Annotated in this window: 10 protein-coding genes and 1 tRNA gene; 8 read left to right on the forward strand and 3 right to left on the reverse strand. The window is 70.6% G+C overall.

What is annotated here, in order from left to right:
* Positions 1-1,808 (forward strand): helix-hairpin-helix domain-containing protein (locus ACFXB5_RS49440; protein ID WP_385221564.1); only part of this gene is annotated, 1,808 nt, incomplete at its 5' end.
* A 215-nt stretch (positions 1,809-2,023) separates the two neighbouring features.
* Here the strand turns inward: ACFXB5_RS49440 and ACFXB5_RS49445 are convergent.
* Entirely contained in the window at positions 2,024-2,716 is a 693-nt protein-coding gene (locus ACFXB5_RS49445; protein ID WP_201853899.1) for a hypothetical protein, read from the reverse strand.
* 47 nt (positions 2,717-2,763) lie between these two features.
* On the opposite strand from ACFXB5_RS49445, the gene ACFXB5_RS49450 reads away from it, so the two are divergent.
* Positions 2,764-2,952 carry a DUF5703 family protein gene (locus ACFXB5_RS49450; protein WP_014059547.1) on the forward strand — a complete coding sequence of 63 codons (189 nt, stop codon included), beginning with the start codon at positions 2,764-2,766 and terminating at the stop codon, positions 2,950-2,952.
* 180 nt (positions 2,953-3,132) lie between these two features.
* On the opposite strand, the gene ACFXB5_RS49455 is transcribed toward ACFXB5_RS49450, so the two are convergent.
* Both ACFXB5_RS49455 and ACFXB5_RS49460 read right to left on the reverse strand, forming a co-directional pair.
* Positions 3,133-4,032: a chaplin family protein gene (locus ACFXB5_RS49455; RefSeq protein WP_385221567.1), complete on the reverse strand. Its 900-nt coding sequence runs from the start codon at positions 4,030-4,032 to the stop codon at positions 3,133-3,135.
* 383 nt (positions 4,033-4,415) lie between these two features.
* A complete protein-coding gene (locus tag ACFXB5_RS49460; RefSeq protein ID WP_385221570.1) occupies positions 4,416-5,753 on the reverse strand; it encodes a M20/M25/M40 family metallo-hydrolase in 1,338 nt (445 codons plus the stop codon).
* 243 nt (positions 5,754-5,996) lie between these two features.
* Here ACFXB5_RS49460 and ACFXB5_RS49465 point away from each other — a divergent pair.
* The 6 genes from ACFXB5_RS49465 to ACFXB5_RS49490 all read left to right on the forward strand — a co-directional run bounded on the left by ACFXB5_RS49465 (position 5,997) and on the right by ACFXB5_RS49490 (position 11,052).
* Positions 5,997-6,084 (forward strand) — tRNA-Leu (locus ACFXB5_RS49465).
* 193 nt (positions 6,085-6,277) lie between these two features.
* Complete coding sequence (locus ACFXB5_RS49470) at positions 6,278-6,487, forward strand: hypothetical protein (RefSeq protein ID WP_385221573.1); 210 nt, start codon at positions 6,278-6,280, stop codon at positions 6,485-6,487.
* Positions 6,484-6,573 (forward strand): K(+)-transporting ATPase subunit F, encoded by a 90-nt coding sequence (gene kdpF, locus ACFXB5_RS49475; RefSeq protein WP_010351568.1) that lies wholly within the window; start codon positions 6,484-6,486, stop codon positions 6,571-6,573. The genes ACFXB5_RS49470 and kdpF overlap by 4 nt, the downstream gene beginning before the upstream one ends.
* 8 nt (positions 6,574-6,581) lie before the next feature.
* Positions 6,582-8,243, forward strand: coding sequence for a potassium-transporting ATPase subunit KdpA (gene kdpA, locus ACFXB5_RS49480; protein WP_385221577.1), 1,662 nt, complete (start codon positions 6,582-6,584; stop codon positions 8,241-8,243).
* Positions 8,243-10,378 carry a potassium-transporting ATPase subunit KdpB gene (gene kdpB, locus ACFXB5_RS49485; RefSeq protein ID WP_385221580.1) on the forward strand — a complete coding sequence of 712 codons (2,136 nt, stop codon included), beginning with the start codon at positions 8,243-8,245 and terminating at the stop codon, positions 10,376-10,378. Before kdpA ends, kdpB begins: the two co-directional genes overlap by 1 nt.
* Before the next feature lie 5 nt (positions 10,379-10,383).
* Complete coding sequence (locus ACFXB5_RS49490; protein ID WP_385221583.1) at positions 10,384-11,052, forward strand: potassium-transporting ATPase subunit C; 669 nt, start codon at positions 10,384-10,386, stop codon at positions 11,050-11,052.
* The last annotated feature ends 83 nt before the right edge of the window (positions 11,053-11,135 follow it).

The following is an 11,135-nucleotide window of genomic DNA, read 5'->3' on the forward strand; positions in this document are numbered from 1 at the left end:
CGCATGGGCCGGGGGGCGAGGTCCCCGGCAGTGGCGACGTCCGGGAGGTGCTCGCGGCGGGCGGGGCCCCCGAGACCCTGGCCGGGAAGGTCGCCGAAACGCTCGGGGAGCATGCCGCCGAGGCGCTGCGCGAGGACCCCTGGCAGCTGCTGGCCGTGCCCGGCGTACGCCCCGAGCAGGCGGACGGATTCGCCCGCTCCCTCCTCGGCCCGGCCTGCGAGCCCGGCGACGAGCGCCGTGGGCTGGCGCTCACCGGCTGGCTGCTGGAGCGCGCCGCCCTCGAAGGACACACCGCGCTGGAGTCGTCCGCGCTGCGCGACGCGCTCGCCAAGGCGTCCGTGCCGGACCCGGACGAGGCGCTGCGCGCCGCGATCGCGGAGGCCGCGGTACTGGTCTTCCAGGACGCGCTCGACGCCCCGGCGGGGGGCCGTCACCAGGCGGCCGAGGAGGAGGACGCCGAGCAGCCGGTGCGGGTGCTGCTGGGGCTGGATCGCTATGCCCTGGCGGAGGAGAGCCTGGCCGACGGTCTCGCCCGGCTGGCGAGCACCTTCGCCCCCTCACAGGACGACGAGGCGACGACAGCCGATGCCGAGTGGGAGAGCGCGGCCGCGGCCGCGCCGTCCGCCTCCGCCGCGGAGCTCATCCGTACCGCCGCGGCCCACGGCCTGGTCGCCCACAGCGGTGGCGAGGCGGCGCGCGCCGAACCGGCGGCGCTGGTCGCCGCCGCCCGTGCGATGGGCCTGCGGGCCTACGCGGCCGCGCACACCGAGGACGGCAGGCGGCGGCTGGCCGCCGCACTGAGCGAGACCCCGGACGCGGGCGCGGACGAGGCCCCGGAGTCCGCCTCGGCGGCCGTCACGGTCGCCGGGCTGCTGGCCGACGCCGAGGGTCCCGGACGCGACGAGGAGGGCGCGCTGGCACTCGACCTGCTCGCCGTGCTGGACGCCCCGCAGCTCGATGTGGAAACGGCCGCGATGCTGGTCGAGTCGCTGCCGGACGGCGCCCGTCTGGTGCTCAGCGGGGACCCCGGGGTGCTGTGGTCGGCCGGTCCCGGCCGGGTCTTCGCGGACCTGGTGGCGGCCCGCCGCTGCCCGCAGGTCGTCTCCCGCACCCCCGACCCGGGCCCCATCGGCGAGCTGATCTCGGGGATCGGGATCGGCGAGCTCAACCAGGTGGAGGCGCCCGGCAAGGAGGTCGTGATCGTGCCGGTGCGGGACGCGGGCGAGGCAGTGCACCGCACCGTGCAGCTCGTCGCCGACTCGGTGCCCCGTGCGATCGGCGTCCCGCCGGAGCAGACCCAGGTGATCACCCCGGGCCACGGCGGCGCGGCCGGCACCCGCGCGCTCAACACGGCCCTGAAGGACCGCCTCAACCCCGGCCCCGGCCGGTTCGGCGGCTTCGACCCGGGCGACCGCGTGGCGTACACCCCGGCCCCGGGCCGTACGGTGCCGGGCACCGTGGTCTCGGCGGACGCCGAGGGGCTGCGTCTGGACTGCGCGGGCACGCCGGTCGTGGTGGCGCGCGAGGAGGTCGGCGAGCTGGTGCGGCACGGCTGGGCCCTCACCGCGCACCAGGCGGCGGGAGCGCGCTGGCCCGCGGCCGTGGTGGTGCTGCCGGGCGACGCCACGGCGGGGCTGACCCGGGCCTGGGTCTACACGGCCTTCGGCCGCGGTGAGCGCCATCTGTCGGTGGTCCATGGCGCGGATGCGGCGCTGCCGCGAGCGGTGGCGGAAACCCCCTTCAAGGACCGCACCACCCGCCTGCGCGCCCTCCTCCAGGCCCAGGTCCCGCCCGCGCCCGCTGGCTGACCGACGGCCCGCGCGAGGCCCCGCCCCGCGCCGGGCCTCCAGCACGCCCCCGGCCCCGGACCGCCCGGCCTCACGACCAAGCGATCCGGGGCCGGGGTACGGAGCCGGGTGACCCGGTCCTGAGCGGCCCGAAGCCACCGCCGGGCCCGAGCCGCGCGGAACCGAGCGATCCGAAGGCAGACGGCCCCGGGCCGAGCGGCCCCGAACCCCAGACCTCAGCTGCCCGGTTCCAGGACCTCCAGGTCGTCCTCGTCCTCGTCCTCGAGCTCCTCGTCGTCCTCGAGCTCCTCGTCGAAGACCGAGCTCATGTCGAAGCGGCACACGACCATATGCGGATCCGCCTGGTCGAAGGGGGCGGACAGCCACTCCCCCGGCTCCGGGGATTCCTCGGCCGCCACCACCCAGAGCGTGGAGTCGCCCTCCTCCAGGCCGAACTCCTTGTGCCGAGAGGCGATCTCGTCCGGCTCGAACTCGCCGAAGACCACCCCCAGCGCGGTGTGCACGCTCTCCCCGGCGGCCGCCCCGCCACCCTGCTTGTCGTTCCCCGTGTCGATGTCCGGATCCAGGTCGGCGATCCGCTGCGCCTGCGAGAGCAGTCGCTGCGGTTCGGCGACGACATAGTCCCTGCGGATCAGCACGCTCAGCGCGCTCGGCTCCTCCGGCCCGGTGTAGGCGGGGAGGCGGTCGTCACCAGGGATCTCGAAGGGCGTCACCTCGTCGTAGGCGTCATAGAGCAGCTCGTCGTAGACCTCGGCTGCCGCGGCCAGTTCGTTGAACGCGGCGTAGACGGCCGGATCGCCTTCCCCCGACCGACGTTCGACAGCGTCGAGGTGACGATCCAGTGCGGCTTTCACCGCTTCGGCGGCGGCACGTACCTCGGCAGCGGATGGCTGCGCAGCATCAGACATAGTGCAGACGCTATCCGTAGCAGGGCAGTTCCCGCACAATAGATGCGATGCCGGAATACGAATTCTGTGATGTGTATGTGCCGCGCGGCGTTTCCCGCAAGGCCACTACCCGCCTGCTCACCGACCATGCTGAGTACGGACACTGGGAGTTGGATCGCTTGAGACTCAACCCCGACGGCAGCCGCAGGGTGCGATTGCGGCGCCGGATCATCCGCCAGCTTCGGGCGACCTGGTAGCGGGCCGGGACATGACCGGGCGGGCCCCGCCGACCGCGGGACCCGCCCGGAGTGACGCCGCCGTCACCCGGCGTATGGAATCCGGTGTGTGATGTGCGGCGTGCGAGGTGCGGCGCACGGTGTGTGGTGCGATGGAGCCACCACCGGGCACCTGTCAGCACCCATCAGCGCGAGGTGTGATCAGCGCTGTGCGGCGCGGGCCCGGCGGTAGAGCACCGTGCCCGCCAGCAGCATGCCCGCGGCGGCCGGAATGGCCAGCCCGACAGGACCGGCGCCGGTGTGCGCGAGCTGCTCCTTGCTGCCGAGGTTCGCGGACGGGTCGAGACCGTGGGCTCCCGAGTGCTCGGCCTGGTGGCCCTGCGGGGAGTGCCCGGGCTGCTCCGAGCCACCACCGGGGTTCGAGCCCCCGGGGTTGCTCGGGTTACCGGGGTTGCTCGGGTTCCCAGGCTGACCCGGGTTTCCGGGGTTCCCAGGGTTTCCGGGGTTGCCAGGGTTTCCGGGGTTGCCAGGGTTCCCAGGGTTACCGGGGTTCCCCGGATTGCCGGGATTCCCAGGGTTTCCGGGGTTACCCGGATTCCCAGGGTTGCCAGGCTCCTCCGGCTCCCCCGGGTTCTCCGGCACCGCCGGCACCGTCTCCCCGCAGTCGCCGCCGTCGCTGCTGTTCCCGTACCCGACCGCGCTGATGTTGTTCCCGCACACATTGACCGGGACGCCGATCGGGGCCTGGATGTTGTTGCCGGAGCCGATGCCCGACGAGTCGCTGCTGCTGCCCTGCGCCTGTGAGCCGCCGGACTGCGAGCCGCCACCGCCGGACGAGCCGCCCGAGCCACCGCCGGACCGGTCGCCGCACTCTCCCCCGCCGGCGCCGTTGAAGACGCCGACGACGCTCACCGTGTTTCCGCACAGGTTCACCGGCACATGCACCGGCACCTGGATGTTGTTGCCCGAGACGACGCCCGGCGAGTACGCGGCGCCACCGTCGGCGCCCGACCCCGCCGCGTGGGCATAGCCGCCCGTCACGGCGAGAACGCCGCTGGCCGCGGCTACGGTGATCAGGCCCTTTTTCGCAACCTGTCGCATAACTGTCTGCTCCCCTAGCCTTCCGTCCCGGACGGAGCGCGCGCGGGCGGTCTCGCCCGCACCCCCATCCCCGAGCGGCCCGGAGCGCGCACACTCCGAAACCGCCCGGGATCACACCCCGGTGGACCGTGACCCGATGTCACGTGATCGATGCGGTAGTCGCCGAAGGCGGGGCACAGCACCACCCCCCTCGTCGGCATCGCGGCCCGGTTACGAGCCGCACACACCATGTAACGAGGAAGGAGCAATCAAGCTATCAAGCTACGACACCATTCACCCTTTTTGGTCCCTTCGGTATGTGTGATCGATTAGGCCGATCGGGTAAGCCCCTCGGCGAGCCCATCAGGCCCAGCAGATCCAGCCCCAGCGGCCCCTCAACAGACTCAGCAGGCGTCCAGGAACCGGTCCAGCACCCGTACACCGAACTTCAGCCCGTCCACCGGCACCCGCTCGTCGACCCCGTGGAACATCCCGGCGAAGTCCAGCTCCGGGGGCAGCCGCAGCGGCGCGAAGCCGAAGCAGCGGATGCCGAGGTCGTCGAAGGACTTCGCGTCCGTACCGCCCGAGAGGCAGTACGGCACGGCGCGGGCGATCGGATCCTCGGCCTTCAGCGCCGACTGCATGGCCTCCACCAGCGCCCCGTCGAAGGTGGTCTCCAGCGCCTTGTCCGCGTGCACGTCCTCCCGCTTGACCCGCGGGCCGAGGATGCGGTCGAGGTCGACCAGGAACTCGTCCTCGAACCCCGGCAGGAAGCGCCCGTCCACATGCGCCGTGGCGTGCCCCGGAATGACGTTCACCTTGTAGCCGGCGCTGAGCATGGTCGGGGAGGCGGTGTTCTGGAGCGTGGCCCCGATGATCTTCGCGATGCCGCCCAGCTTGGCGAGCGTCTCGTCCATGTTCTCCGGGTCGAGCGGGGTGCCGAGCGCGTCGGACAGCTCGTCCAGGAAGGACCGTACGGTCTTGGTGACCCGCACCGGGAACTTGTGCCGCCCGAGCCGCCCGACCGCCTCGGTCAGCTCGGTGATGGCGTTGTCGTTGTTGGTCATCGAGCCGTGCCCCGCGGTGCCGTCCACCGTGAGCCGCATCCAGTGCATGCCCTTCTGCGCGGTCTCGATCAGATAGAGCCGCAGCTGCTCGTTGACGGTGAAGGAGAAGCCGCCGACCTCGCCGATCGCCTCCGTCACGCCCTCGAAGAGCTCGGGGTGGTTGTTGACCAGGTGCTTGGCCCCGTAGACCCCGCCCGCCTCCTCATCGGCGAGGAAGGCCAGCACGATGTCGCGCGGGGGCTTGCGGCCGCTGCGCAGCCGCTCCCGGACGACCGCGAGCGTCATCGCGTCCATGTCCTTCATGTCCACCGCGCCCCGGCCCCAGACGCAGTCGTCCACGACCTCGCCGGAGAAGGGGTGCTGGGTCCAGTCCTCGGCATTGGCCGGTACGACGTCGGTGTGGCCGTGGATGAGCAGCGCGGGACGGGACGGGTCCTCCCCCTCGATCCGCGCCACGGTCGACGCCCTGCCCTTGTGCGACTCGAAGATCTTGGGCTCGAGCCCCACCTCGGCCAGCTTCTCGGCGACGTACTCGGCGGCCGCGCGCTCACCGGGGCCGGAGTGGTCGCCATAGTTACTGGTGTCGATCCGGATCAGGTCACGGCAGAGGTCGACCACCTCGTCCTCGCCCTTGACCGTCCCGGTCGTCGTCGCGCCCGAAAGCGACTCACTCACGATGCCTCCTCGTCGTTGCGCTGCCGCGGAACGCCCAGCCACGGACCCCACGGCAGGGGTCACCCGCCCATACTCCTCCGCGAGCCCGCCCAGCCCAAGGCGGCAATACCACCGTCATGCCCCCGTCACACAGCCCGCCCACCCGGCCACCCCGGGAGCACGACCGCCCGTGATCGAGCACGTCCCGATGTTTGCTATGGTTTTCCCTGTCGGAACGGCCACGGGCCGACCGGCGGACACCTGGTCCGGGTGGCGGAATGGCAGACGCGCTAGCTTGAGGTGCTAGTGCCCTTTATCGGGCGTGGGGGTTCAAGTCCCCCCTCGGACACCACATATATATCGACACCCGCTTCCGGCTTTCCGCCGGGTGCGGGTGTTCGTCGTTTCAGCCCCTTTCCCTCCGGCTTCCACGCCACCCGCGCCGCCCCGCGCCGCCCCGCGGCGCCCCGCGCAACCCCTCAGCGGCAGAACGATCGGTTCCGGCCACCGCTCGCCGCAGCGGCCGTAAGGGCCGCGTCAAAGGCGTGCTGATCGCCGTATGGGACCCGTCAACGACGGTCGGATCCGGCCATGGGCCGGGGTTTCCTTCTTGCGTTGTCCGTTCGATCCGCTGTTCGCGGATCTCCCCGACCTCTTTCCAGGAGTTCGCGATGGCCGATGTGGCCTTCGTCATCGCCACGATCGCGGTGTTCGCGCTGGTGGCCTTTGTCGCCAAAGGGGTGACGAAGCTGTGACCGTCGAAAACGTCGTCGGCCTGATCGTGGCCGTCGCCCTGCTGGGCTATCTCGTCCTCGCCCTGATCTTCCCGGAGAGGTTCTGAGAACCAGCATGAGTCCCGTACTCGCCGGCGTGCTACAGCTGCTCGCCCTCATAGGGGCGCTGGCGCTCGCCTATGTCCCCCTCGGCAACTACATGGCCAGGGTCTACTCCTCCGAGAAGCATTTGCGCGTGGAGAAGTGGATCTACAAGGGCATCGGTGCCAACCCCGACACCGAGATGCGCTGGACCGCGTATCTGCGCGGGGTGCTGGCCTTCTCCGCGGCCGGGGTGCTCTTCCTCTATCTGTTGCAGCGGCTTCAGGGCAGCCTGCCCGGCTCGCTGGGGTTCTCCTCGATCGAGCCCGCGCAGGCGTTCGACACGGCCGCGTCCTTTGTGACGAACACCAACTGGCAGTCGTACTACGGCGAGCAGGCCATGGGCCACGTCGTGCAGACCGCCGGTCTGGCCGTGCAGAACTTCGTGTCGGCTGCGGTGGGCATCGCCGTCGCGGTGGCGCTGGTGCGCGGTTTCGCGCGCTCGCGCACCGGTGAGCTGGGGAACTTCTGGGCCGATCTGGTGCGCGGCACGGTCCGCGTCCTGGTGCCGGTGGCGGCGGTCGCCGCCGTGGTGCTGGTCGCCTGCGGGGCGATCCAGAACTTCTCCGGCATTCACGAGGTCGGCCAGTTCATGGGCGGCTCGCAGCAGTGGAACGGCGGCGCCGTGGCCTCGCAGGAGGCCATCAAGGAGCTGGGCACCAACGGCGGCGGATATTTCAACGCCAACAGCGCCCACCCGTTCGAGAACCCGACCCCGTTCACCAACCTCTTCGAGATCTTCCTGATCCTGGTCATCCCGCTGGCGCTGACCCGCACCTTCGGCGTCATGGTCGGCTCGGTCAGGCAGGGCTACGCGATCCTGGCGACCATGGTCACCATCTGGGTCGGCTTCGTCGCCCTGATGATGTGGACCGAGTTCGCCCACCACGGCCCGGCGTTGCAGGCCGCCGGTGGTGCGATGGAGGGCAAGGAGACCCGCTTCGGGGTCGGCGGCTCGGCGCTCTTCGGGGTGTCGACCACGCTCACCTCGACCGGAGCGGTGGACTCCTTCCATTCCTCCTTCACCGGCCTGGGCGGCGGCATCACCATGCTCGGCATGATGCTGGGCGAGATCGCGCCCGGCGGGGTGGGCTCCGGCCTCTACGGGATGCTGATCATGGCGATCATCGCGGTGTTCATCGCCGGGCTGATGGTCGGCCGTACGCCCGAGTACCTGGGCAAGAAGATCGGTCCCCGTGAGATCAAGCTGGCGGCCTGCTACATCCTGGTCACCCCGGCGCTGGTGCTGATCTTCACCGCCGCCTCCATGGCCCTGCCGACGCCGCCGGACTCGATGCTCAACTCCGGTGCGCACGGCTTCTCCGAGGTGCTGTACGCCTTCACCTCAGCCTCGAACAACAACGGCTCGGCCTTCGCCGGTCTGAACGCGAACACCGACTGGTACAACACCACGACCGGGCTCGCGATGCTGCTCGGCCGCTTCGTGCCCATGGTCTTCGTGCTGGCGCTCGCGGGCTCGCTCGCCGGGCAGCGGCCGGTCCCGGCCACCGCGGGCACGCTGCGCACCGAGAAGCCGCTGTTCACCGGGTTGTTGGTGGGCGCGATCCTGATCATCACCGGTCTGACGTACTTCCCGGCGCTGGCGCTGGGGCCGCTGGCCGAGGGGCTGGCGTGATGACCACCCGCATAGAAAAACACGAGGACTCCATGTCCACTGCCACTCCGACCAGGGCGCCGCACAGCGGCGTTCCCACCGGGCACACCCCGGCCGAGGACCGTGTCGGCGCGGGCCTCTTCGACCCCAGGCAGCTGCTGCGGTCGCTGCCGGACGCCTTCCGCAAGCTGGACCCGCGGGTGATGGTGAAGTCGCCCGTGATGTTCGTCGTGCTGGTCGGGTCCGTACTGACCACCGCGTTCTCGTGTCAGGACCCGGGCGACTGGTTCGGCTGGGCGATCAGTGCCTGGCTGTGGCTGACCGTGATCTTCGCCAATCTGGCGGAGGCGGTCGCCGAGGGCCGTGGCAAGGCGCAGGCCGACACCCTGCGCAAGGCCAAGACCGACACCGTCGCGCGACGGCTGCTGGGGGACGGCTCGGAGGAGCGGATCCCCGGCACCGGGCTGACCATCGGTGACCTGGTGGTCTGCGAGGCCGGCGATGTCATCCCCGGCGACGGCGATGTCGTGGAGGGCGTCGCCTCGGTCGATGAGTCGGCGATCACCGGCGAGTCGGCGCCGGTCATCAGGGAGTCCGGTGGCGACCGGTCGGCCGTGACCGGCGGGACGAAGGTGCTGTCCGACCGCATCGTCATCAGGATCACCACCAAGCCGGGCGAGACGTTCATCGACCGGATGATCAACCTGGTGGAGGGCGCCGCACGGCAGAAGACGCCCAACGAGATCGCGCTGAACATCCTGCTCGCCTCGCTGACGATCGTCTTCCTGCTCGCCTGCGCCACACTGCCGCCGTTCGCGGATTACGCGGGCACGCATCTGACGATGGTGGTGCTGGTGGCGCTGCTGGTCTGTCTGATCCCGACGACGATCGGCGCCCTGCTGTCGGCGATCGGCATCGCGGGCATGGACCGCCTCGTCCAGCGCAATGTCCTGGCCATGTCGGGCCGTGCGGTCGAGGCCGCCGGTGACGTCTCCACGCTGCTGCTGGACAAGACCGGCACCATCACCCTGGGCAACCGGCAGGCGGCGGAGTTCGTGCCGGTGCGCGGCACCACCGAGGCCGAGGTCGCGGACGCCGCCCAGCTGTCCTCGCTGGCCGACGAGACCCCCGAGGGCCGCTCCGTCGTCGTCCTGGCGAAGGAGGCGTACGGGCTGCGCGAGCGCCACCAGGGCGAGCTGGTGGGGGCCGAGTGGATCGAGTTCACCGCGCAGACCCGGATGTCGGGTGTGGACGTCGGCGCACGGAAGATCCGCAAGGGGGCGGCCGGTTCGGTCCTCGCCTGGGTCCGGGAGCGGGGCGGTACGGTCGCCGAGGACGCGGACCGGATCGCCCACCGGATCTCCGCGGCTGGTGGCACCCCGCTGCTGGTCGCCGTCCAGGACGACAAAGGCGCTCGCGTGCTGGGCGTCATCCACCTCAAGGACGTGGTCAAGGAGGGCATGCGGGAGCGGTTCGACGAGCTGCGCCGCATGGGCATCAAGACCGTCATGATCACCGGTGACAACCCGCTGACGGCCAAGGCGATAGCCGAGGAGGCGGGCGTCGACGACTTCCTCGCCGAGGCCACGCCCGAGGACAAGATGGCCCTGATCAAGCGGGAGCAGGCGGGCGGCAAGCTGGTCGCGATGACCGGTGACGGCACCAACGACGCCCCGGCGCTGGCGCAGGCGGACGTTGGGGTGGCGATGAACACCGGTACGTCGGCCGCCAAAGAGGCCGGGAACATGGTGGACCTGGACTCCAACCCGACCAAGCTGATCGAGATCGTGGAGATCGGCAAGCAGCTGCTGATCACCCGGGGCGCGCTGACCACCTTCTCCATCGCCAACGATGTCGCGAAGTACTTCGCGATCATCCCGGCGCTGTTCGCGGCGGTCTATCCGGGCCTGGACAAGCTGAACATCATGCAGCTGTCCTCACCGGACTCGGCGATCCTGTCCGCGGTCATCTTCAACGCGCTGATCATCATCGCGCTGGTGCCGCTCGCCCTGCGGGGTGTGCGCTACCGGCCGATGAGCGCGGACCGGATGCTGCGGCGCAACCTCGGGATCTACGGTCTCGGGGGCCTGATCGCGCCCTTCATCGGCATCAAGATCATCGACATCCTCATCTCCCTCATCCCCGGGATCGGCTGATCGCCATGAACCATTCCGTCACGAACACCGTCCGGCTGTTCGGCGCCGGGCTGCGCGCCCTCCTGATGCTGACCCTGGTGACCGGCGTCATCTACCCGCTGCTGGTCACCGGCATCGCCCAGGGGCTGTTCCACGACAAGGCGAACGGCTCCGAGATCACGGCACACGGCAAGGTCGTCGGCTCCTCGCTGATCGGGCAGTCGTACAACCTGCCGCTGAAGAAGGGCCAGGAGACCCCGGACCCCGATCTGAAGTGGTTCCAGGGACGCCCGGCGAACGGCCTCGGCAGCAACAGCGTCAACACCCAGTACAAGCTGCTGCTGTCCGGAGCCACCAACCTCTCCGCCGACAGCAAGGACCTCCTCCAGCAGGTCCGGGACGCCAAGGCCGCGGTCATCAAGGACAACTCGGTGCCCGGCTACACCGTCAAGCCGTCCCAGGTCCCCGCCGAGGCGGTGACGTCCTCCGGCTCCGGTCTGGACCCGGACATCTCCCCGCGGTACGCGAAGATCCAGGTCCACCGGGTCGCGGAGCGGAACGGGCTGTCCGTCGGCCAGGTGGAGAAGCTGGTCAAGGACCAGACCGAGGGCCGCACGGCCGGGTTCATCGGCGAGCCGCGGGTGAACGTCCTCGAGCTGAACGTCGCGCTCAAGGATCTCGTGGCCCAGCGCTGAGGCGCGCGCCGCGCGCCGAGGAGTTCCGCGACCTTCGGGAAGCGGCCTTCAGGAAGCGACCTTCAGGAAGCGGCCTTCAGGAA

This window comes from Streptomyces sp. NPDC059455 (assembly GCF_042750115.1).
Classification (GTDB): domain Bacteria; phylum Actinomycetota; class Actinomycetes; order Streptomycetales; family Streptomycetaceae; genus Streptomyces; species Streptomyces endocoffeicus.